Source organism: Microbulbifer hainanensis (assembly GCF_014904735.1).
In the GTDB taxonomy this organism is placed as follows: domain Bacteria; phylum Pseudomonadota; class Gammaproteobacteria; order Pseudomonadales; family Cellvibrionaceae; genus Microbulbifer; species Microbulbifer hainanensis.
On record NZ_JACZCR010000012.1, the window covers coordinates 1 to 23,288 of the forward strand.

Annotated in this window: 19 protein-coding genes; 11 read left to right on the plus strand and 8 right to left on the minus strand. The window is 62.1% G+C overall.

Annotated features, from left to right (window positions below; translation table 11 throughout):
* A partial coding sequence (waaA, locus tag IG168_RS04385) for a lipid IV(A) 3-deoxy-D-manno-octulosonic acid transferase (RefSeq protein ID WP_193162134.1) occupies positions 1-1,128 on the minus strand: 1,128 nt, incomplete at its 3' end.
* A 45-nt stretch (positions 1,129-1,173) separates the two neighbouring features.
* Complete coding sequence (locus IG168_RS04390; protein ID WP_193162136.1) at positions 1,174-2,094, minus strand: glycosyltransferase family 2 protein; 921 nt, start codon at positions 2,092-2,094, stop codon at positions 1,174-1,176.
* A 154-nt stretch (positions 2,095-2,248) separates the two neighbouring features.
* On the opposite strand from IG168_RS04390, the gene IG168_RS04395 reads away from it, so the two are divergent.
* From IG168_RS04395 to IG168_RS04405, 3 genes are all read left to right on the plus strand, one after another.
* Positions 2,249-3,370 (plus strand): glycosyltransferase family 4 protein, encoded by a 1,122-nt coding sequence (locus IG168_RS04395; protein ID WP_193162138.1) that lies wholly within the window; start codon positions 2,249-2,251, stop codon positions 3,368-3,370.
* Positions 3,367-4,032, plus strand: a complete 666-nt coding sequence (locus IG168_RS04400) for a YrbL family protein (RefSeq protein WP_193162140.1) — start codon at positions 3,367-3,369, stop codon at positions 4,030-4,032. The genes IG168_RS04395 and IG168_RS04400 overlap by 4 nt, the downstream gene beginning before the upstream one ends.
* A 184-nt stretch (positions 4,033-4,216) precedes the next feature.
* A complete protein-coding gene (locus IG168_RS04405; RefSeq protein WP_193162142.1) occupies positions 4,217-5,629 on the plus strand; it encodes a mannose-1-phosphate guanylyltransferase/mannose-6-phosphate isomerase in 1,413 nt (470 codons plus the stop codon).
* Between the two features lie 146 nt (positions 5,630-5,775).
* Here IG168_RS04405 and IG168_RS04410 read toward each other — a convergent pair whose 3' ends face one another.
* Together IG168_RS04410 and IG168_RS04415 are read right to left on the minus strand one after the other, a co-directional pair.
* Positions 5,776-6,894, minus strand: coding sequence for a glycosyltransferase family 4 protein (locus IG168_RS04410; protein ID WP_193162144.1), 1,119 nt, complete (start codon positions 6,892-6,894; stop codon positions 5,776-5,778).
* Between the two features lie 137 nt (positions 6,895-7,031).
* The gene (locus IG168_RS04415; RefSeq protein WP_226876526.1) at positions 7,032-7,934 is read right to left on the minus strand and encodes an ELM1/GtrOC1 family putative glycosyltransferase; all 903 of its coding nucleotides are present in this window, start codon (positions 7,932-7,934) and stop codon (positions 7,032-7,034) included.
* Positions 7,935-8,154: 220 nt separating this feature from the next.
* Between IG168_RS04415 and IG168_RS04420 the strand changes: the two genes are divergently transcribed.
* From IG168_RS04420 to IG168_RS04430, 3 genes are read left to right on the plus strand one after another with little or no spacing between them, the layout of a single operon-like run.
* Positions 8,155-9,171 (plus strand): glycosyltransferase family protein, encoded by a 1,017-nt coding sequence (locus IG168_RS04420; protein WP_193162146.1) that lies wholly within the window; start codon positions 8,155-8,157, stop codon positions 9,169-9,171.
* Positions 9,155-10,441 carry an O-antigen ligase family protein gene (locus IG168_RS04425; RefSeq protein ID WP_193162148.1) on the plus strand — a complete coding sequence of 429 codons (1,287 nt, stop codon included), beginning with the start codon at positions 9,155-9,157 and terminating at the stop codon, positions 10,439-10,441. Before IG168_RS04420 ends, IG168_RS04425 begins: the two co-directional genes overlap by 17 nt.
* A complete protein-coding gene (locus IG168_RS04430; RefSeq protein WP_193162150.1) occupies positions 10,438-11,784 on the plus strand; it encodes a UDP-glucose dehydrogenase family protein in 1,347 nt (448 codons plus the stop codon). The genes IG168_RS04425 and IG168_RS04430 overlap by 4 nt, the downstream gene beginning before the upstream one ends.
* Positions 11,785-11,854: 70 nt before the next feature.
* Here the strand turns inward: IG168_RS04430 and IG168_RS04435 are convergent, their stop codons facing one another.
* The 3 genes from IG168_RS04435 to IG168_RS04445 form a co-directional block, all read right to left on the minus strand.
* Complete coding sequence (locus IG168_RS04435; protein ID WP_193162152.1) at positions 11,855-12,814, minus strand: branched-chain amino acid transaminase; 960 nt, start codon at positions 12,812-12,814, stop codon at positions 11,855-11,857.
* Between the two features lie 82 nt (positions 12,815-12,896).
* Positions 12,897-15,764, minus strand: coding sequence for a bifunctional [glutamate--ammonia ligase]-adenylyl-L-tyrosine phosphorylase/[glutamate--ammonia-ligase] adenylyltransferase (gene glnE / locus IG168_RS04440; protein ID WP_193162154.1), 2,868 nt, complete (start codon positions 15,762-15,764; stop codon positions 12,897-12,899).
* 183 nt (positions 15,765-15,947) lie between these two features.
* Complete coding sequence (locus IG168_RS04445) at positions 15,948-17,723, minus strand: GspE/PulE family protein (protein ID WP_193162156.1); 1,776 nt, start codon at positions 17,721-17,723, stop codon at positions 15,948-15,950.
* Positions 17,724-17,878: 155 nt separating this feature from the next.
* On the opposite strand from IG168_RS04445, the gene IG168_RS04450 reads away from it, so the two are divergent.
* The 3 genes from IG168_RS04450 (at position 17,879) to IG168_RS04460 (ending at position 20,748) form a co-directional block, all read left to right on the plus strand.
* On the plus strand, positions 17,879-18,556 hold the full coding sequence (locus IG168_RS04450; protein WP_193162158.1) for a TIGR00153 family protein: 678 nt from the start codon (positions 17,879-17,881) through the stop codon (positions 18,554-18,556).
* A gap of 12 nt (positions 18,557-18,568) precedes the next feature.
* Positions 18,569-19,849, plus strand: coding sequence for an inorganic phosphate transporter (locus IG168_RS04455; protein ID WP_193162160.1), 1,281 nt, complete (start codon positions 18,569-18,571; stop codon positions 19,847-19,849).
* A gap of 101 nt (positions 19,850-19,950) precedes the next feature.
* A complete protein-coding gene (locus tag IG168_RS04460; protein WP_193162162.1) occupies positions 19,951-20,748 on the plus strand; it encodes a PhzF family phenazine biosynthesis protein in 798 nt (265 codons plus the stop codon).
* 7 nt (positions 20,749-20,755) lie between these two features.
* Here the strand turns inward: IG168_RS04460 and IG168_RS04465 are convergent, their stop codons facing one another.
* The gene (locus tag IG168_RS04465) at positions 20,756-21,235 is read right to left on the minus strand and encodes a DUF6314 family protein (RefSeq protein WP_193162165.1); all 480 of its coding nucleotides are present in this window, start codon (positions 21,233-21,235) and stop codon (positions 20,756-20,758) included.
* 6 nt (positions 21,236-21,241) lie between these two features.
* Between IG168_RS04465 and IG168_RS04470 the strand changes: the two genes are divergently transcribed.
* Positions 21,242-22,111, plus strand: a complete 870-nt coding sequence (locus tag IG168_RS04470) for a carboxylate/amino acid/amine transporter (RefSeq protein ID WP_193162167.1) — start codon at positions 21,242-21,244, stop codon at positions 22,109-22,111.
* Positions 22,104-23,255 (plus strand): acetylornithine deacetylase, encoded by a 1,152-nt coding sequence (argE, locus tag IG168_RS04475; protein ID WP_193162169.1) that lies wholly within the window; start codon positions 22,104-22,106, stop codon positions 23,253-23,255. The genes IG168_RS04470 and argE overlap by 8 nt, the downstream gene beginning before the upstream one ends.
* Positions 23,256-23,288 lie beyond the last annotated feature (33 nt).

Below are 23,288 nucleotides of genomic sequence, written 5' to 3' on the forward strand. Positions count from 1 at the left end.
CATCAACTGCGCCACGGTGGCGAAATTGTGCAGATGGGGGCCACAGATCACCGGCACTCCCCAGGCCGCCGGCTCGATCATGTTATGCCCCCCCACCGGCACCAGGCTGCCGCCGACAAAAGCGACATCACAGGCACCGTAAAACTGCAGCAGCTCACCCATGGTATCTCCCAACAACACCTGGTGAGTCGGCTCCGGCTGGCCGCCGTCGCTGCGGCGCAGCACGTTCAGACCGCGCTCGCGGCACAGCCGGGCGACACTGTCGAAACGCTGCGGATGCCGCGGCACCAGTACCAGCAACAGCTCGGCCAGCTCCGGATGGTCACGGCGTAGCTGCGCAAAGGCATCCAGCACCAGCGCCTCCTCGCCATCGTGCGTGCTGGCCGCCAGCCACACCGGGCGCACACGGCCTCCTGCGTCGCCACGACCGCGCCACTGGTGCGCGAGGGCCTGGGCCTCGCTGGCCAGCCCCAGGTTGATCTGCAAATCGAACTTGATATTACCGCTGGCCGTCACCCGCTCCGCTGGAAGTCCCAGGGACACGAAGCGCTCGGCATCCGCCGGGTACTGCGCGACGACGCGGGACAGGCTGCCGAGCATTTGGCCAGTGAGACGCGGGAAGCGCGCATAGCCGTGTGCCGACTTTTCGCTCAAGCGGGCATTGGCGAGCAGTGCCGAAATCCCGCGGCGCGAACAGGCCGCCAGCAGGTTGGGCCAGAGTTCGGTCTCGATAACGATCAGCGCCCGAGGGTGCAGAGCATCTATGAACGGATTCAGGCATTCGGGCAGATCGTAGGGCAGGTAGTAATGCAGCAGGCGGCCGTCGAGCAGCGGCTCCAGCACCGATGTTACCCGCTCGGAGCCGGTGGGGGTTGTGGTGGTAACCAGCCACTGCCAGTCGGCGTGGCGCGCGGCCAGCTGTTCAATCACAGGCACCGCTGCCAGGGTCTCGCCCACCGAGACCGAGTGCACCCAGATCAACGGTGCGCGACTTGCCCGCGCAGGCACACGCCCAAAGCGCTCGCGCCAGCGCTGGCGATATTCCGGCTGGGCGCGGCCCCGCCACCAGAGGCGCAGCAGTATCAGCGGGAGAGCAGCTCGAAACAGCCAGGTGTAAAGGGTGCGCATCGGGTTCGGCCAATTATGCAATTTTGTAGATATGGCTGCTGTGGGTTATTTATCGATGATTTTATAAAAGTCGAACTGGGCACCGAAAGAACCGGTAGTAATACCGGCGGAACGGCAGACCTTCAACCAATTGCGGTAGCTATCGTCTTTCCGCCCGACCAGCAAAAAAAGACTCGACTTTATCAACGAGATCAACAGCTGACCGAATCCTGAAACGAACACCCGGGGTCGGGAACGCCCACAAGCCATTTTTTGCATTGCCTGTGTCGTGCCAACAGAATATTTGCGGCGGGCCTGCCAACGGGTGGAGATTCGGGACGGCAATATCGTCTCATGCACAAGAGCTTCGACACAGTTGACCACCTCTATTCCAGAAGCCACAACTTCAGTAAAGAAAAGCGTATCTTCACCGCCGGCAAATGGCCGGCTCTCGTCGAATCTCAGGCCGAGATCGCGCACCGCAGCAATCGGGATAATGACATTGTTGGTCGCGCAATAATCCAATCGCTCACCGGTGACCCTTCTTTTGCGCTGAAAAAACTCAGCCATCACCGGCGCGGTGTTTTCCGGCAAATCGGCAATCACATACCCACTGACTACTGCGTCACCACCCAGTTCAACGGCATAACCATATAGTCGCACCAACCAGTTCCGCTCGACCCACTCATCATCATCGATGAAAACCAGGTAGTCGGCATTTTTTGCCAACGCTTCGGCGATACCGCGATTGCGCGCACAGGGAATTCCACGGCGCGATTCACAGACATAGTGCAATGGCAGCGGGAAGTCTGCTGCCAGCTTGCCGACGGCCTGCTCGGCACTACCTGCCGGGTCGTTATCAACCACGGTAACTTCCACACGCACGCCGGGGGGAACCTGCATGCGCGCCAGGCTATCGAGCGCAACTTCCAGGAGTTGGGGACGTTGACAGGAACAAATACAAATATCGACAAGTTTGGGCGGCATGAGTACTAGGCGGCTACCCCGCGTTTGAAAGTGCGGCGCAGACTACACCTCCTATTTTTCGATGTCTATAATGCCCGGTCTGGGGGCTGACCGCCAAGCCATTCCGCCCGGCACCAGCCGGAAACCAATACCTAGCCTTAGGGAAACACAACTTGTGAAAGTCGTACAACTGCTACCCGCGCTGAACTCCGGCGGTGTCGAGCGCGGCACGGTGGACATGGCCCGGGCGCTGGTACAGGCGGGACACGAGTCCATCGTCATCTCCAGTGGCGGCACCATGGTGGCACAGCTGGAAGCCGAGGGCACCACCCACATCACCCTGCCGGTCCATCGTAAGTCCCTGATGAGCCTGCTGCAGGTGCGCCCGCTGCGCCGCCTGATCGCCGAGTTGCAGCCAGACATACTACATGTGCGCTCCCGTGTCCCGGCCTGGCTCACTTATCTCGCCTGGAAGAAAATGGACCCCCGGCGCCGCCCGCGACTGGTCAGCACCGCGCACGGCCTCTATTCGATCAATCGCTACAGCGCGATCATGGCGCGCAGCGAACAGGTGATCGCCATCTCGGATTGCGTCAACGACTACCTGCTGAAAAACTATCCACAAGATCTGCAACGCCCGCCGGTCGTCATTTATCGGGGCGTGGACACCGGCGAGTTTCACCCGGAGCTGGCACTGCCCGACGACTGGGAAGCCGGTGTCCTGCAGGAATTTCCGCAGCTGCGCGGCAAGCGCTGGCTGCTATTGCCCGGGCGCCTGACCCGCTGGAAGGGGCAGGAGGATTTCATCGACCTGGTTGCGCGGCTCGCCAATGAACGCGAGGATGTCCACGGTGTCGTGCTGGGCGGAGCCGAAGCGAACAAGCAACACTACGCGGAAGAGTTGCAACAAAAGGCAGAGCAACTGGGTATCGGCGACCGCCTGACCTTTGTCGGCCACCGCAGCGATATCCGCTACTGGTACAAACGCGCCGAAATCGTGTACAACCTGTCCAAGCGGCCCGAGCCATTCGGTCGCACCGTCATCGAAGCCGCCGCCATCGGCACTCCGATCATCGGTTACAACGTCGGCGGCCCGGCAGAATCCCTGCGCGCCTGCTTTCCGCAGGGACTGGTTGAGGACGCGGATGCAGAGCACCTCTATCGCAAGACCATCGAGCTGCTCGACAGTAATGCGCGCCCCCAGCTGGACCCGGCGTTTACCCTGGACACCCTGGCGCGGCGCACCATGGCCCTGTACCAGTCACTGTCCGATGAAAAGAAAAAGGAAGCGGTTTGATCGATCTGCGAGACCACAAGCCCTTTGCCAGCGGCGGCAACCGCCACTGCTACCGCCATCCGCTGGAGCCCGAACTGTGCGTGAAGATCATGCGCCGCGGCCGCATAGCGGAGCTCCGTGGCCGGGCGCCCTGGTACAAGGGACTGCTGAGCGATCGCCGCTTTGACGACAACGAACGCGAAGTCGAGGGCTATGCACAGCCCGCGCTCAGAAATGCCGGCACCAGCAGCCCGGTGTGGCAACACCTGCCGCGCTGGTACGGCATTCAGGAGACCAGCGAGGGGCCCGGGGCGGTGTCACAGCTGATTGTCGACAGCGACGGCCAGCCAGCGCCGACGCTGGAGGATTACCTGAAAATTCACGGTCTGGACGCCCCGATCCAGGGTGCCCTCGCGCGCTTCTCCGACTGGCTGCGGGAAACCCGCGTTCTGACCAAGAATATCCTGCCGCACAACCTGGTGGTGCGCAGTGAGGATGGACAGCCAGAACTCTACCTGATCGACGGCCTCGGTAGCGCTTCTTTCTTGCCGCTGGCAGAACTCTTTGACCATTTCAGCCGGCGCTATATCGAACGCCGCATTCTGCGGATGTGGAAGCGCATCCACTGGGAAGTATCAGACAAGTCGCTGACCTGGAAAGAGGCAGAGCGGCGCCGCCAGTGAGGATAGCGATGTGGACGAGCGGCTGCTAAGTTATAAGTTTCTATAGCAGCGGCCAAATCCCCAGCCCACAACCACCGAGACAAGTTCAATTTAACGAAAGGCCCATGGGCCGCCGATCCCGATTGGTGACAGAGAGCACCGATTCGCGTTACCGATCATGTAATCCCAAAAGGCAGTTTGAGCGATGATTTTGCCTGTGATAATGGCCGGCGGCTCAGGCACCCGGCTGTGGCCACTTTCCCGCCAGCTCTATCCCAAGCAGTTCCTGCCTCTTGTAGGCGAGCAGACCATGTTGCAGGAAACCTGCAGCCGGCTTGCGGACCTCGAGCACTTGCCACCCCTCGTCGTTTGCGGGGAGGAACACCGGTTTACGGTGGCTGAGCAGCTGCGCACCATCGGGCAATCCCACAGCGGTATCATTCTGGAGCCGGCCGGGCGCAACACGGCTCCGGCTGTCGCGCTTGCCGCCCTGCGCGCCCTGGCGCTAGAGCACGACGACCCACTGCTGCTGATACTCCCCGCAGATCACCTCATCAAGGATGTCAGCGCCTTCCTGCAGACGGTAAACAGCGCTCGCCCCCATGCCGAGCAAGGCCAGCTGGTGACCTTCGGGATCCTCCCCACGGGGCCGGAAACCGGCTATGGCTATATTCGCCGCGCCCCGGGAGATACCAATGAGACGGTATTCAGTGTCGCCGAATTCGTGGAGAAACCCGACCTGGCCACCGCGCGGAAATATGTCAGCAGCGGCGATTTTCTCTGGAACAGCGGCATGTTTATGTTTCGCGCCAGTCGCTACCTGGAAGAACTGAAAGCATACCGAGCGGATATCCTCGAATGCTGTGAGCGGGCGATGGCCGCTGCAGCCATTGACGCAGACTTTGCGCGACCACAGCAGGAATCTTTTCTCGCCTGCCCCAACGATTCAATCGACTATGCGGTGATGGAAAAAACCCACTGCGCAGTGGTCGCACCAATGGATTGCGGCTGGAGCGATGTTGGATCCTGGTCCGCGCTATGGGAGGCGTCGGAGAAAGACGAACGGGGGAACACGGCAAACGGCGACGTGATCATCTTCGACAGCAGGGGCTGTTACGTGCAGAGCGAGGCCAAACTGATTGCCGCGATCGGGCTCGAAGATGTGGTTATCGTCGAGAGCGACGATGCAATCATGGTGGCGTCCAAGGACCGCGTGCAGGAAGTAAAAAACGTGGTCGAAAAACTCAAGGCGGAAGACCGCCCCGAAGCGAAAATCCACCGCAAGGTTTACCGCCCCTGGGGATTTTACGACTCAGTGGACGCGGGCGATCGCTTCCAGGTAAAGCGGATCGTGGTAAACCCCGGCGCCCAGTTAAGCCTGCAGATGCATCACCACCGAGCGGAGCACTGGGTGGTGGTTTCCGGCACGGCACAGGTCACCTGCGGCAGGAAAAAACTACTGATCACCGAGAACCAGTCCACCTATATCCCGCTGGGAGTAAAGCACCGCCTGGAAAACCCCGGCACCATTCCGCTGGAGCTGGTGGAAGTGCAATCAGGTTCCTATCTCGGCGAAGACGACATAGTGCGCTTCGAGGACAAATACTCCAGGGATTGAATTCCGTTAGCTGGCTGTTGAAAAATGCCTCCCCTGGCATTTTTCAAACCGGGTTTGCGGCACATGTCCGCAAACCCTAGACGACAAATCAAGCGCTTACGTGCTCGACTTGCGGCCCGGCCCTCCATGTTCGGGCCTCCAGGCTGTCAGCCCAGCGCCTGCAGGAAGCGCTGCACCGAGGCGCGCCACTGCCCGCTGTTGCGGGCCAGTTCCGCGGCATTCTCGCCCATGCGCCGGCGCGCAGCTTCGTCGCTGAGCAGGCGCAGGATATGCGCCGTCACATCCGCCTGGCTATCCGCGTCGCACAGCAGGCCTGTCTGCCCGTCGATCACCGCGTCGGCGGCACCTCCTTCGCGCCCGGCCAGCGCCGGGACACCGTACCAGCCGGCCTCGCGGTAAACGATGCCGAAGCCCTCCACCGAATCGCCCTCGCGCCTGGCCGGCATCACGAACAGGTCCGCCAGTGAAAACAGTGCCGCCTTCTGGCCGTCGTCGACCATGCCGGCGAAATGCACGCAGTCGGCCACCCCCTGTTCAACAGCCAGCTTTTCCAAGCGTGCGCGGTCGTCGCCGCCGCCGGCGATGATATACAGAAGGTTGGGGTATTCCTTGCGAATTTCCGCCAGGGCAGCGATTACCGCATCCACCCCCTTGCGTGGCTCGAGGCGCGCAAGGGTCATCAGCACAGGACCCCGACCCGCCACCAGCGGGCGCAGCGCGGCGACCTGCTGCGGCTCGGGTTCCGGCTGCGGGTCGATGGGCGGATTGATGATGGTCAGGGGGACACCGGCACCCACATAGGGCTGAACGAGCGACGCCGTGTAGCTCGAATTGGCAATCACCGCGCGAGTCGACGCCAGCGCCTTGCGGATTCGCTCCCGTTTGCCGCCGCTGGGCTTGTGGGGAAACTCCATGCCGTGCGCGAGCACCACCACAGGTACGCCAAGCCCGGCAATGAGTTCTGAGCTTTTCCAGGAATCCGCGAAGATGCCGGTCACGCCGCCGCTCTGCACTGCAGCCCTGATCGCCCGCGCCTTACGCCTCCGCCGCCAGGGCCTGGCCCCGCCAAAGCGGTGCACCCGGTAGTCGCGCGGAAGCAAGACCCCTTCACCCCGGACGCGATCGGCATAGACTTCCACCGGCACACCGGCGGCAGCGAGATTGTCCGCCAACCCGCCCATCAGGTTTTCGATTCCCCCGCGATCGGGCGGAAAATTTTGCGTCGCAATCAGAATCACGCGCCTCTCCAACTTACTACCAGGCAATGAAAGTGTTCAACGGGCCCCACTCAGTCGCCAGTCGCAGCTACGGGAGAAGGGCATTCGTTGTGCGGCAGGCACAGGCGACCAAGCGACAAACGCGCAGTGCCGCCCGGCTACGGTCAAATATAGAGTGTTACCCGCTAACGCAACTCGCCACGATCATCCGCACAGCGGCGCAACAGCGCGCGCGCGCACAGCAGATACTGATTCAGCGGCTCGCGGCCGCCCGCCCACGGCTGCGCAGCGTCGGCAATACGATCGGTGACCATTCCCTGATCCACCAGCCGCTGCATGGCCCCGCGCACCTTGTTGATGCGATTGCGGCTGGGCAGCTGTAGCACGCCGACACGAGCTTTGCTCTGTAGTGCTTCGAATACCATGGAGATGCTGTCGCCGGTGACCCACACCTGCTCCACCCGTGCCAGCTGCTGTGGCAGCCAGTCCGGCGGGCAGTCGCGCCAGCTCTGCACCTGCGCGCGGCTGGCGGACACCAGATTGAGAGCGCCGGCGGGGGTGCGGCGACTGTCGGAGACTACCCAGTCCACTGGCATCGCCAGCAGTTCGGCCAGCTGCCGCTCCACCACCGCATCGTCCCAACGGAAATGCTTGCTGGGGCCGCCCAGCAGCAACAGTCCGGTGCCACGCTGCGTCTGCCCGTGCGGCAGCGGCTCGGTCAGCGCGCCCTGGCTCAGAATCACATTCTCCAGCGCCGGCGGGCGGTCGTGTTCGGGCACTATGGCGTAATCGAACCAGCGGATCGGCAGCGTCGGCCGGTTGATCGCCACACTGGTGCCGCCGAACCAACGCTTGGCCAGCACCACCGGCCAGTGACTGCGGCGCCCCGCGCCAAACAGCAGATCGGGCCGCGGCAGGTCGCGCAGGGAATTGGCGAAGGCTGGGCGCAGTGCCGCTATTGAGCCGGGCTCGCGGATCTCACAGCAGGTGACTTCGTCGACGCACTCGCGCAGGCCGGCGAGTAGCGCGGCACTCTGCTTTTCGTGCGCGCGATTGCCATCGAGAAAACGCCAGACTGTCAGCCGCAATTGGGAAACCCCAGACAAATGGAATGGATTTGCACCCGGGCCGGGCGCGAAGGGACGCAATGCTAACCCATGGCCCCATTCTATTGAAGCCCCACTGCCTTGCAGTATAATCCGCCGTCTGTATTCGGCCGCCGCGCCGTACCTTGGCTGCCGCCCCCGCCTCACGGGGCCCCGCCGCTCCCGTTCACACGGCACGCTATTTTGCCGACGGTTTTCATCTATGCGCATCATCCACGTCGACAACCACCAACAGAGAAAATACGGCTACACGTCGGTTAGCTGGGCGCTAAAGCTCTACACAGGGCTGATCCGCGCCGGACACAATGTACTGGCCTTCAGCGACCGTGATGTAGCCGCTTACGAGGCGCCACTGCGCATTCGCGAGCTGGCAAGTCGCAAGAAAATCAATCGTCGCCTGCTGCAGGCAGCGGAGGCTTTCGAGCCGGATCTGGTGATCCTCGGCCACTGCGACCTGATCGACAACGAAACCTTTGCCGAAATCCGCCGCCTGCGCCCACAGACGGTGATCGCCGCCTGCAACAACGATCCTCTGTTTGTGCCGCGCAACTCCGACAATATCGCCAAGCGCTGCGAGATTGCCGACGCCATGTTTGTCTCCACTGGCCCGGATGACCTCAAACGCTACGAGGGCGCCCGCGCCAGCCTCTGGCATATGCCCAACCCGGTGGACCCGTCGGTCGAAGACGCCGACTGCAGCGCGCGCACCGACCTGGAAGTGGACCTGCTGTTCTGCAGCAAGGCGCAGGCGTACACAGAGCGCGGCAAGCTGGTGCACTACCTGAAAGAACACCTGCCGGCGGACCTGAAATTTCGCACCCCAGGCATGTTCGACCAACCGACCCTGTGGGGCCGCGACTACGACCACATCCTCGCCAACAGCAAAATGGGCCTGAACCTGAACCGCCAGGAGGGTTACCAGTGGTACTCGTCCGCGCGCATCGCCCAGATGGCCGGCAACGGCCTACTGGTGTTTACCCACGCGGCGGCGCGCTTCGATGACTTTATGCCGGCGGAGACCCTGGTCTACTTCGACAGCGAGGAATCACTGGCGCGCAAGATCGTTGAATTCCAGCACGACGACGCCATGCGCCGGCACTGGGCCGGTCACTGCCGGGAATTTTTCCACCGCGAGATTAACAATACGCTCAACGCCCAGTACATTGTCGAGAGCGCCATGAACCTGCCACACAGTCACAATTATGTTTGGATCAAGTAGTACCGATTCCACCACTCTGAAATCCCGATACCGCGGCGACAATCCCCGCTGGATCGGGGGTCTGCTGGCCTTCGCCAGCGCCGGCCTGCTGCTGATGCTGTGCGGCTTTTATCTTCTGCCGGAGGTGGCTCGTATCCAGACCACCTTCTACCTGACTCTGCTGTTGCCGACATTGCTGCTGCTGGGCTGGCGGCGGGACTTCGGTTTTCTATACAGCTGGCAGTTCGCCGTCTTCTGCGGGCTGCCACTGCTACTGGCGATCTCCGCGCTGTGGGCACCGGCCGATGGCGGCGACGTGCGCCGGGATTTTCCTTTCTACATGAAGCTGGTGGCCTACCTGGCCCTGTTCTACTGCGCACTTTATCTGGTTTTGGAGCATCGCGGACAAGCGCAGCTGCAGCGCTGGCTGCTGTGGCTGATCCCGGTGGGCACCCTTTCCTGCATTGCCTCGCTGGTGCACTACGGCCTCGACGGAGGCTTTGAACACCTGCGCCGCATCGGCGGTATTTCGCTGGACGGGGATATCGATAAAACGGCGATGCTGTACGGCTTCCACTCGCTATTCTGCTGTTACGGTATCAGCCGCAACTCGCGCCGCTGGAAACTGCTGTCCTGGAGCGGACTCGCCATCTCCTGCTTCTACGTGCTGCTGTCGCAGACCAAGGTTCCGATCGTCATGGGCGCCGCCGCTGTCGTCCTCGCCGCGCTGGTCAGCGGTTCACGTATGCTGCGCATCGCCGTGGCGCTGGCCTTTGTCGCCGCACCGCTCGGCTATATGGTGATCTTTGGCGACCTGCCGCTGATGCACCGCAGCACCGCATACTCGATCCGCCTGGAATTGTGGGGCAAGGCTTACAACGAGTTCCTGCAGTCGCCACTGATCGGCTCGGGCATGATGTACAAGTGGTTTCTCGACATGAATGTCGTCCTGCCACACCCGCACAATTACCTGCTGGATATTGCCCGCTTTAGTGGCCTGCTCGGCGTGGCCTTCGCGCTCGCCCAGCTGTTCGCTGCGGCCCAGGCGGCGAGAAACCCTCGCGACTGGTTCCAGTGGGTGCCAGGCCTCTTTATCGCCTGGTTCGGTTTCGGCCTGTTGGCGATGCTGGTCTACGCTCAGCAGCCGCTGGTCAGGCCCAGTTATATCTGGTTCTACTACTGGATTCCGCTGGCAGTACTACTGGTACTGAACCAGCTGTCCTGCGCCGAACGCCGGCGCGCTGCCGCGACTGTCGCCGGCACCCCAACCATCGCGGAGTCACACGGATGAAAGTCACTGTTTTTGGCACCGGTTATGTCGGCCTGGTGCAGGCCGCCATTCTGGCAGAGGCGGGCAACAAGGTTGTCTGCATCGATATCGATGAAGACAAGATCGCGCGCCTGCGCGAAGGTCAGATACCCATCTACGAGCCCGGCCTTGAGCCCCTGGTCGAAAACAGCATCGCCACCGGCAACTTGGCGTTTTCGACCGACGCCGCCCACGGGGTCGAGCACGGCGAACTGATCTTTATCGCGGTCGGCACCCCGCCGGATGAAGATGGCTCGGCGGACCTGCGCCACGTACTGGCGGTGGCGGATACCATCGCCAGCTACATGGCGGTGAAGAAATACATCATCAACAAGTCCACCGTGCCCGTGGGCACTGCCGACAAGGTGCGCGCCACGGTCAATGCGCGCCTGGCCAAGCGCGGACTCCCGAACCTGGCCTTCGATGTCATCTCCAACCCGGAATTCCTCAAGGAAGGCTCGGCCGTCGCCGACTGTATGCGCCCCGATCGCATCATCATCGGCACGTCCGAAAAAGAATCCGAACAGAAAATGCGCCAGCTCTACGCGCCGTTTAACCGCAACCACGAGAAAATCCTGGTGATGGACGTGAAGAGCGCAGAGCTGACCAAATACGCGGCCAACTGCATGCTGGCCACCAAGATCAGCTTCATGAACGAGATGGCCAACATCGCCGACAAGGTGGGCGCCGATATCGAAGCGGTGCGCAAGGGAATCGGCTCGGATCCGCGGGTGGGCTACCAGTTCATCTACGCCGGCATCGGCTACGGCGGCTCCTGCTTCCCCAAGGACGTCAAGGCGCTGATCTCATCGGCAAAGCAACTTGGACTAGACGCAGAAATCCTGACCTCGGTGGAGTCCCGTAACGAACAGCAGAAGCACTACCTGGCGGAGAAGATCGAAACGCACTTTGGCGGTGAACTGGCCGGTAAAACTTTTGCCCTGTGGGGACTGTCCTTCAAGCCCAACACCGATGACATGCGCGAGGCACCGAGCCGCGTGCTGATGGAGCGGTTGTGGGAAAAAGGCGCCAATGTGCAGGCGTTTGATCCAGAGGCCATGGACGAGTGCCGGCGTATCTACGGAGCGCGCGACGACCTGCAGCTGTGCGCATCGCGGGAAGAAGCGCTGCGCGGCGCCGACGCACTGATCATCGCCACCGAGTGGCAACAGTTCAAGACTGTAGACACCGGCGCACTGGCGGAAGCACTGACGCAGCCCGTGCTGTTTGATGGTCGCAACCTCTATGATCCGGAAGAGATTCGCGCCGCCGGTTTCCACTACTACTGTGTTGGCCGGCCGGACACTTCCGGCCAGGCCGGCTGATCCCTCCCGCCAGATACGACAAGGGCCCTGCAATGGGGCCCCTGGATCACCGTATTTTTTCCGACCGCTATCAGGCTGAAGCCAGCACTGGCGGCTCGGCACCGAAGTCGGACACATCGCTCAGCCAGCCCAGGTGCGCCTGGCTGCGCCCCTGCACCACATCAAAATACAGCTCCTGCAAACGACGGGTAATGGGACCGCGACGTCCGGCGCCGATAGTGCGGCCATCCAGCATCCGGATCGGCAGTACTTCCGCGGCGGTACCGGTAAAGAAGGCCTCGTCGGCAATATAGACTTCGTCGCGGGTGATGCGTTTTTCCACCACCTCGTAGCCACACTCGCGCGCCAGTTCAATCACCGAGTTGCGCGTGATGCCATCCAGGCAGGATGTCAGCTCCGGCGTGTACAGGATACCGTCACTGACGATAAAGACATTTTCACCACTGCCCTCGGCCACATAGCCCTCTGGATCCAGCAGCAGCGCTTCCTCACAGCCGTTGCGGATCGCCTCCTGCAGCGCCAGCATCGAGTTGATGTAGTTGCCGTTGGCCTTGGCCTTGCACATGCTGATATTCACGTGGTGGCGCGTATAGGAAGAGGTGTTCACCTTGATCCCCAGTTCGCGCGCCTCCGGTGTCATGTAGCTGGGCCACTCCCAGGCCGCCACAATGACGTGGGTCTGCAGCGCATCGGCGCGCAACCCCATACCCTCGGACCCGTAAAACACCATCGGGCGCAGGTAGGCTTCGCGCAGGTTGTTTTCACGTACCACCAGGCGCTGCGCCTCGTTCAACTGTTCGGCGTCGAACGGCATCGGCATATTCATGATTTTGGCGGAACGAAACAGCCGCCGGGTGTGGTCGTGCAGACGGAAGATACTGGTGCCAACCTCGGTCTCGTAGGCGCGTACTCCCTCAAACACCCCCATTCCGTAATGCAGGGTATGGGTCAGAACGTGCACGCGGGCATCGCGCCAGGGAACCAACTCGCCGTCAAACCAGATAACGCCGTCACGATCGGCAAAAGACATGGACTACTCCTACAAATCCGCAACCGGATTCCTGAAAAACAGTTTATGCACAAAGCGCAGGCTGCGGCAGATCCTTCGATCTCTAGCCGAGCAACTGCTGCCAGTTTGTTGAAACGGTCTTTCTTTCCGCTTTGAACTGGTCACCGTCAACAACTCCCGGCAATTGTTGTAATGCCAGGCGGTGACCTTCAGATCGGTAGGCTTTGTAGGCGTCGATCAGATGATCGGCTTGGTGGGCCGACATCAGGCCGGCCTCAATGAGGCATTCGAGAATGCGGATATTATCGGTGTAACGCACTATCGACGGCGCTTTATGCGCCCAGGCCAGTGCTGCATATTGAACCATAAATTCAATATCGACAATACCGCCCGGCCCCTGCTTCAGGTCGAACTTTTTTTCATTGCTCTTATCCAGATGCGCGCGCATTTTATTGCGCATCTCCACCACGTCGCTCCGCAATTTATTGTCGTCCCGCGGTTCACAGAGCAATTTCAGTCGCAGCTGCTCGAACTCACGGCTGAGCCGGGTACTGCCCGCCACTGCGCGAGTGCGCACCAGAGCCTGATGCTCCCAGGTCCAGGCGCTCTCGCGCTGGTATTTTTCAAACGCCGCCAGCGATGTGACCAACAGCCCCGAGTTACCGGACGGCCGCAGGCGGGTGTCCACTTCGTACAGGGGCCCGCTCAGGGTGCGTGTCTGCAGGATGTGAATCAGGCGCTGCGCCAGACGGGTGTAGAAGCTGAGATTGTCGATACTACGTTGATCACGGCCGGGCTCGCCGTCGGTGGACTGTTGCGGATCCGCATCGTGCACAAAAACGATATCCAGGTCAGAACCGTGCCCCAGCTCCAGGCCGCCGAGCTTGCCGTAGGCGATGATCGCAAAGCGCATTTCCTCCGCCGAAGCCCCGGCCGGGACCCCGTATTTTTCCACCACCTGATGCCAGGCCAGCTGCAGCGACTGCTGCAGTATCGCCTCCGCCAGCCAGGTCAGCGCATCGCTGACCTTCATCAGCGGCAGCGCCCCGCTGACCTCCTGTGCTGCGGTGCGCAGGCTCTGGCCCTGCTTGAAGTGGCGCAGCGCCTCCATCTGCGCCTCGAGATCTTCCGGATCCACCCGCAGCATTTCGCGGCGCAACTCGTCAGCAATATCGGCGGCGGACGCCGGCGCCAGCAGGCGGCGCGAATCCAGCAATTCGTCCAGCAGTATCGGGTGGCGCGCCAACTGGTCGGCAATCCACGGGCTGGCACTGCACAGGTGCACCAGCTGCTTCAGCACTGGTGGGTTTTCATTGACCAGCACCAGGTAGGCGCTGCGCCGCAGCACGGCGCGGACCAGCGGCAGCACGCGCCGCAGGGCGAGCAGCGGCTGATTTTCATGAGCGGCCGCCGCCAGCAATAGCGGCATAAATTGATCCAGGCGCGCCCGCGCTGCATTGGGCAAAGCCGCCACGATAGGCGCGCCGCGCAATTCCGCCAGCAGATCCAGCGCTTCGGCCGCCGGCGCAAAGCCCTCGCCCTCCAGCGCCCGCAGATTGACTTCCCGGCCCGCATCAGCGGCGCAGCTGGCCCAGAGCCCCTCCCACTCTTCCGCGGCACTGGGCTCGGCAATTTCCTCCGGCGGCGCAATCACCACGTCGAACTCACGCTCGACCACCGCGCGCGCGGCCACCAACTCATCCTGTAGCGCTTCCCAGCTGCTCCGCCCCAGGGCAAAGGCCAGCTTTTGCCGGCGCTCGTCCTCTGCGGGCAGCGTCTGGGTCTGCTGGTCCCGCTCTGCCTGCAGCGCGTGCTCCACACGGCGCAACAGCAGGTAGGCATCCGCCAGCGGTTGCGCGACGCCCGGTTCGAGGTGTCCGTCGGCCTCCAGCAGCGGCAACAGTCTGAGCAGGTTGCGTTCGCGCAGGGCCGGCTCGCGGCCGCCGCGGATCAGCTGGAAAGCCTGGGCGATGAACTCCACTTCGCGAATGCCGCCGCGACCGAGTTTGATATTGTCCGCCAGCCCGCGCGCGCGCACCTGGCGCTGGATCAGCGCCTTCATTTCGCGCAGTGCATCGATGGCGCTGAAATCGATATAGCGGCGGTAGGTAAACGGCCGCAGCAATTCCATCAGTTCGTCCGCCGGCGCGCGATCGCCGGCCACCGGGCGCGCCTTGACCATCGCGTAGCGCTCCCACTCGCGGCCCTGGGTCTGGTAGTAATCCTCCAGCGCGGCGAAGTGGCTCACCAGCGGGCCACTATCGCCGTAGGGGCGCAGGCGCATGTCGACACGGAACACAAAACCGTCGGCGGTGATGGCATCCAGGGACTTGATCAGGCGCTGGCCGAGACGCTGGAAAAACTTCTGGTTCTCGAGAGCCTGCTCGCCATCGGTCTGGCCGGGTTCCGGATAGGCAAAAATCAGATCGATATCCGACGACAGGTTCAGCTCGTCGGCGCCCAGCTTGCCCATGCCCAATACCACCATCGACTGCGCATTGCCCTCGCTATCGCACGGCTCGCCGTAGCGACCGACCAGTTCGCGGTGATGCCAGGCGAGCGCGGCCTGGATACAGGCTTCAGCCAGTGCCGTCAGGCGCGCGCAGATGCGAGGGATATCCCACTGTCCGGCAAAGTCGCGCCAGATCACTTCGGCATTGACCCGGTTGCGCAAGCGGCGCAATTCGCGATCCAGTGCCTCGTCACTGTCGAGGTTCTCGATCTCGACCGGCTCGAGCCCGAGGTCGTCCTCGCTGATCAGGTCGACCAACAATTGCGGCTGCCGGCAGCACTGCTGGTAGAAAAAATCCGACCCGGTAAAACTGCGCGCCACCCACAACTGCAGGGACTCGTCCGGCAACAGGCCTTCAGCTTTTTTTGCCAGCTCTTCGCCTGCGCTTTCGCGCCAGTGATTCCACTGCTCGTCGAGTTGCTGCTGGAACTGCTGCGGGCAGGATTGGAATAGAGACATTGACGACGTCCTGATCGCGACGGAAAGCCGCTCCAATGAAAAAATACTGAAGTTTAAAGCGAAGGCTCCAGTGTCGGGGGCCAACCGGCAAACGATTGCCGATCAGGCTGTTTCCCGGATGGCCAGCGATACCGGAGCCGCATGGAATCCTTTCCCTGTTCGCCTGTGGCCCGGAAAGACAGTCTAAAACGCAATATCCGGCGGCGGTGCCACACGCAGCACTTCCGCAACCGTAGTGATACCGGCGGCGACTTTCTTCGCGCCGGATAAACGCAGGCTGTTCATGCCCTCGCGCATCGCCTGGCGGCGCAGCTGCTGCAGGTCGCAGTCGGCGGTGATCTGGGCCTGGATCGATTCGGTAAACGGCAGTATCTCGTAGATGCCCTGGCGGCCGTGGTAACCGGTATTGCGGCAATCGAGGCAACCTTCCGGGCGATAGACGGCGGCCGGGCGCGGCGCCTTCCACGGGCGCACCAGCGCCTGCCAGTCCGCCTCGCTGATCTCGTCTTTCTGCTTGCACGTGGGGCACAGGGTACGCACCAGGCGCTGGGCCATGACGCCGAGCACCGTGGATTTCAGCAGGTAGTGCGGCAGGCCCAGGTCGAGCAGGCGCGTGACTGCCGTGGGCGCGTCATTGGTGTGCAGCGTGGAAATCACCAAGTGGCCGGTCAGGGCCGCCTGTACCGCCATCTGCGCGGTTTCCAGATCGCGGATCTCGCCGACCATGATGATGTCCGGATCCTGGCGCATCAGCGTGCGGATGCCGGCGGCGAAATCCAGGCCGATGGCGTGGTGCACCTGCGTCTGGTTGAAACTCTCCTCCACCATCTCGATCGGGTCTTCGATGGTGGAAACATTCACTTCACTGGTGGCGAGCTGCTTCAGGCCGGTGTACAGCGTGGTGGTTTTACCGGAACCGGTGGGGCCGGTCACCAGCACTATGCCATTGGGGCGGCCGAGCATTGTCTGCCAGCGCGCCAGATCGTCGCCGCCGAGCCCCAGGTCGCTGTAGGAGCGCGCCAGGACCTCGGGATCGAAAATCCGCATCACCAGTTTCTCACCGAACGCGGTGGGCAATGTCGACAGGCGCAGCTCCACTTCGCTGCCGTCCGGGCGCTTGGTCTTGATGCGCCCGTCCTGGGGCTTGCGCTTTTCCGCCACGTTCATGCGGCCGAGGATTTTCAGGCGGCTGGTGATGGCCGCGTTGACCTGGTCCGGCAGCTCGTGAATGGGGTGCAGCACGCCGTCGATACGGAAGCGAATACGCGCCATTTCCCGCCGCGGTTCGATATGGATATCACTGGCCCGCTGGTCGAAGGCGTGCTGCAGCAGCCAGTCGACGATATTGACGATGTGCTGGTCGTTGGCTTCCGGGTCCTTGAGGCTGCCCAGTTCCAGCAGCTGTTCGAAATTGCCGGACGAGGAGCTGCCCTGCAGGCCACTAGCCCCGGAAATGGAGTTGGACAGCGAATAGAATTCGACGCAATAACGGCGGATATCCGCCGGGTCCGCCACAACGCGCTGCACCGCGCGGCCGCTGGTATGGGCCAGCTGCTCCTCCCAGCCGGTGGCATAGGGCTGCGCGGTGGCAACCAGCAGTGAGTCCTTACTCGCCTCCACGCACAGGATCTGGTGGCGCTTGGCGAACTGGAAGCTCATCACCTCGGTGATCGCGGCCACATTCACCTTCAGCGGATCGATATGGTAGAGGCGATGAGATGAAGTTTCCGCCAACCACTGGGTCAGGGTCTCGTCGTCGAGCACCTTGCCCGGGTGCTTGCGGTTCTCCAGCTCGCAGCTGGCGATATAGCTGAGCGGGTGCATCTGCGCCTGTTCCGCGGTGCGCGGCGTGCCCATCAGCCGGTTGGCATCCACGCGGTTCACATAGCCCAGGGACACCAGATCCTCCAGCACACCCGGTAGATCCAGCAGCCTGTCCGCCAATTTACTCGCCGCCATAAGGAGAAACCTATCATCTATTCTTTTATTGCCTGTTGGCGCATTGTAGCTTTATCGGCGCCCTTAGACAGTGCAGGCTTACCACCGATTACCCCGCTTGCATCAACTTGGGGTACCATGCCGGCCGTTTCGCACCCAGAACAACGGAGCTATCCATGCCCTTGACCAATATCGCCAACCTGTTTGGCCGCTCGCCGATCAAACCGATCAAGGAGCACATGGCCAAGGCCCACGAGGCCTCAGCCGGTCTGGTCGACTTCTTCGCCGCACTCATGGAGGGCGACCTGAGCGCCGCCGAGACGGCCCAGAAGCACATTTCCGCCTGCGAGAATCGCGCCGACGATATAAAGCGCGACCTGCGCCTGCACCTGCCGGACAGCCTGTTCATGCCGGTATCCCGTTCCGATCTGCTGGAACTGCTGCACGCCCAGGACGAGGTGGCCAATACCGCCCAGGATATCGCCGGGCTGGCCATCGGCCGCAAGATGCAGATTCCCGCACCGCTGCAGGCGATGATGACCACTTTCGTCGACAGCGCCGTGGCCACCTCCGCCCAGGCGCTGCGCGCCATCAACGAACTGGACGAACTGCTCGAAAGCGGCTTCGCCGGCCGTGAAGTGGACATCGCCCAGCGCATGACCGAGGAGCTGGACGAGCTGGAGCGCAAATCCGACAAGCTAGAAGTGGAAATCCGCGCCGCCCTGTTCAAGATCGAAAAGGACCTACCTCCGGTAGACGTGATGTTCCTGTACCGCATCATCGAGTGGATCGGTGACCTGGCGGACCGCGCCCACAGTGTGGGCAATCGATTACAGCTACTACTGGCACGTTAACGGGGGGTATTTATGGACGTTATCAGCCAATACGGGCAGGTCTTTCTGATCCTGGCCTGTGTGTTCGGTTTCTTCATGGCCTGGGGTGTCGGTGCCAACGACGTCGCCAACGCCATGGGCACGTCGGTGGGCTCGCGCGCGCTGACTATCAAACAGGCCATCGTGATCGCGATGATCTTCGAGTTTGCCGGCGCTTACCTGGCCGGCGGCGAAGTCACCGCCACCATCCGCAAGGGGATCATCTCCCCCGAGTATTTCACCGCCAATCCGGAGCTGCTGATCTACGGCATGCTGTCGGCCCTGCTCGCCGCCGGTACCTGGCTGATGATCGCCAGTATCCTCGGCTGGCCGGTGTCCACCACCCACTCTATCGTCGGCGCCATCGTCGGCTTCTCCGCAGTGGGTATCTCCGTGGATGCGGTAGCCTGGGGCAAAGTCGGCAGTATCGTCGCCAGCTGGGTGGTATCACCGTTACTGGCCGGTACCATCGCCTTCCTGCTGTTCCGCAGTGTGCAGCGGCTGATCCTGAACACCGATGATCCATTCGAGCGGGCCAAACGCTACATTCCGTTCTACATGTTTGCCGTGGGCTGGATGATCGCCATGGTCACCCTGACCAAGGGTCTGAAGCATGTGCTGAGCGACGCGGGCATCAAGCTGAACTTCCTGCAGGATGCCGGTATCGCCGCGCTGGCGGGCCTGGTGGTGATGGCGATCGGTATCGCGATGATGAAGCGCATCAAGCGCGATCCGGAAATCGAGCGCGACAACCGTTTCGCCAATGTCGAGCGCGTGTTCGCCATCCTGATGATCTTCACCGCCTGTTCCATGGCGTTTGCCCACGGCTCCAACGACGTGGCCAACGCTGTCGGTCCGCTGGCCGCCATCGTCAACACGGTGCTGTCTGGAGCGGTTACTGCCAAGGCAGCGATGCCGTCGTGGATCCTGCTGCTCGGGGGTGCCGGTATCGTTGTCGGCCTCGCCACTTACGGCTTCAAGGTGATGGCCACGATCGGCAGAAAGATCACCGAGCTGACCCCGAGCCGCGGTTTCGCCGCAGAGCTGGGCGCGGCCGCAACCGTGGTACTCGCCTCTGGTACCGGCCTGCCGGTTTCCACCACCCACACCCTGGTCGGTGCGGTGCTCGGTGTGGGGCTGGCCCGCGGTATCGGCGCGCTGAACCTGCGCATGATCAGCACCATCGTGGTTTCCTGGGTCGTCACCCTGCCCGCCGGCGCCGGTCTCGCCATCGTGTTCTTCTTTTTCTTCAAGGGCATGTTCGGCTGGCAGTAGCCGGGTTGCTTTGATAAAAAAGGGGAGTGGTCTACGCCACTCCCCTTTTTTATGCCGGCGAGATACCTTTCCGGTACCTGCTGACGAAAATGGAGCCTTTCGTGCAACTGCCCATCTACCAGGCCGATGCCTTCACTTCACGCCTGTTCGGCGGCAATCCCGCCGCACTGGTCCCGCTGGAGCAGTGGCTCGCCGACGACCTGCTGCAGGCCGTAGCCGCCGAAAACAATCTCTCCGAGACCGCGTTTACCGTGCCCGGCAGCGGCGGATATGAACTGCGCTGGTTTACCCCCGCGGCAGAAGTCCCCCTGTGTGGGCACGCGACACTCGCCACGGCCCACCTGCTGTGGACCGAACTCGGCAACGAAGCGGCGGAAATTCAATTCTTCACCAAGAGCGGGACACTGATCGCCCGGCGCGATGGTGACGAGATTACCCTCGACTTCCCCGTCCAGCCGGTGCGTCCAATGCCGCTGGCGCCGGCCTTTACTGACGCCGTGGGTGTCGCGCCGACACACGCATACGCCGAGCTGGCCGAAGGCGGCAAATTGCTGCTGGAGTTTGCCGAAGCGTCACAGGTAGCGGACCTGCAACCGGACTTCAGCGCAGTGGCCTCCCTGCCATATCAGGGCGTGGTGTGCACGGCGCCGGGTAACGGATTCCAGTGCGATTTCGTCAGCCGCTTCTTCGCCCCCAATGTGGGAATCGACGAGGATCCGGTGACCGGTTCCGCACACACCCTGCTGGCGCCTTACTGGGCGGCGAAACTGGATCAACCGCACCTGCAGGCGCGGCAGATATCGGCCCGCGGTGGTGAAATGATCTGTGAAGTGCGCGGCCAGCGGGTGTTGATGCGCGGCACGGCGGTGACTTACCTGCGCGGGCATATCTCGCTGTAAAGCGGCTTCACCAGTAGTGGTAGTGCAACCGCTCGTTTTTACGCGGGCCGTGAATCTGCCAGATCAATTCGATTTCATTTTTGCGCAACAGCAGTTCCGCAGTATAGGTATCGGCGCCACACAGATGCGGGCGCACTTCGCGAAAGCCGTGGTCGGTGACCGGCTGCAGTTCGAATAGCAGTACCGGCTCTTCGCGCCGCAGGTGTTCCAGGCGCAGGGTTTCCGCGAGAAGCGTCCAGCGGTAGCGGTTCTGCAAGTCGAACGTGTGCCCTTCGCTGTCGGTGAAGTGCGCGCGCTCGTCAAACAGCAGTTGCCGCTCGCGGCCCTCCGGTTGCTGCAGCTGCAGAGTGCCGCGCCCGTGCCCCCGCCAGTTGGTCCGCGAACCCGGCCCGTTGCTGGCGGTAAAACTGAATTCAGAAACTTTGCCGAGACGCCGCCAGAGCTCTTCCAGCGCTTTACAATGTTGCCTTTTCTCTGCATCAACCACTAAACAATGCCACTGTTAATTTTCGTCACCATCCTCTGGGCTTTTTCCTTCAGCCTGATCGGAGTCTATCTGGCCGGCACCGTCGACAGCTACTTTTCCGTGTTTACCCGCGTCCTGCTCGCCGCGGTGGTGTTCCTGCCGCTGTTGCGTTTCCGCGGCTGCCGACCGCGCACCGCTCTGACACTGATGGCCATCGGCGCCGTACAGCTCGGGCTGATGTACCTTTTTTATTACCAGTCGTTTCTGCTGCTCAGCGTGCCGGAAGTCTTGCTGTTCACCATTTTCACGCCTGTGTATATCGCACTGCTTTACGACCTGTTGGCACAACGCTTTTCCCCCTGGAACCTGTTCGTCGCCGCGCTGGCCGTGCTCGGCGCCGCAGTCATCCGCTGGGGCCAACCCGAAGGTGATTACTGGCGCGGTTTTCTGGTCGTACAGGGTGCCAATCTCTGTTTTGCACTGGGCCAGGTCGCCTACAAGCAGTTTATGCAACGGGAGCCGACGCTGCCCGCCCGGCAGGTTTTTGGCTGGTTTTACCTCGGCGCCGCGCTGGTGGCCACCGCCGCCTGGCTGTGGCTGGGCAAACCGCAATACCCGCAGACATCGCTGCAATGGGGCATACTGCTGTGGCTCGGTGTGGTGGCATCGGGCGTCGGCTATTTCCTCTGGAACAAGGGCGCGACCCGGGTTTCCCCCGGCACACTCGCTGCGATGAATAACGCCCTGATTCCGGCGGGACTGCTGGTGAATCTGTTAATCTGGAATCGCGACGCCGATCTGGCCCGGCTGGCGCTGGGCGGAGCTGTTATCGTCGCCGCGGTATTGATCAACGAGTGGCGCCTGAGGCGCGATCGACAGGAACAAAGTTATGGATAACGCGGTACCGAGTCTCAAGCAGCAACTGCAACAGCTGGTCGCCTGCCCCAGTGTCAGCGCCACCAATCCCAAACTGGATATGGGCAATCGCGGCGTGGTGGAACTGCTCGCCGCCTGGCTGGAAACGCTCGGTTTCGCCGTCGAGTTGATGCCACTTGCGGGGCAGCCCAACAAGGCCAATATGATCGCAACGCTGGGCCGGGGCGACGGCGGCCTCGTACTCGCCGGGCACACCGATACGGTGCCCTATGACGAGGGGCGCTGGCAGACAGATCCGTTCGTACTCGACGACCGCGACAACCGCTTTTACGGTCTCGGCAGCACCGACATGAAGGGCTTTTTCCCCATCGCCATCGAAGCGGCGAAATCCTTTCTCGACAAACCCCTGCAACAGCCACTGATCATTCTTGCCACCGCCGACGAGGAAACGTCGATGGCGGGCGCCCGCGCCCTGGTCGAGGCCTGCCGCCCGAAGGCCCGCTACGCCGTCGTCGGCGAGCCTACCGGGCTGAAGCCGATACACATGCACAAGGGCGCAATGATGGAGGCTGTGCGCATCACCGGGCAATCCGGCCACTCTTCCAACCCCGCCCTCGGCGCCAATGCGCTGGAAGCCATGCACGGAGCCATTGGCGCACTGCTGCAACTGCGCAGCGAATGGCAGGAGCGCTACCGCAATCCCGGTTTTGCGGTGCCGGTGCCAACACTGAACCTTGGCTGCATTCACGGCGGTGACAATCCCAACCGGATCTGCGGCCACGTGGAATTGCAATTCGACGTGCGCCCGTTACCCGGCATGGCACTCAACGACCTGCGCGCGGAACTGGACCAGCGCCTGCACGCCTCCATCACCGACAAAAAAATTCGCCTGGAATACGCACCGCTGTTTCTCGGCACCGAGGCCTTCGAACAGGACGTCAATTCCGCACTGGTAAAAGCTGCGGAAAAGCTCACCGGGCACTCTGCAGAGAGCGTGGCTTTCGCCACCGAGGCCCCCTATTTCAAGAGTATGGGTATCGATACCATCGTGCTCGGCCCCGGCGATATCGACCAGGCACACCAGCCGGATGAATACCTCGGGCAGGAGCGCATCGAGCCGATGGTGGAGGTTCTGCGCGGCCTGATCGCAAAGTTCTGTCTGTAGCCGTCTCTGCCGAGCTCGTATTTCGCAGCACAA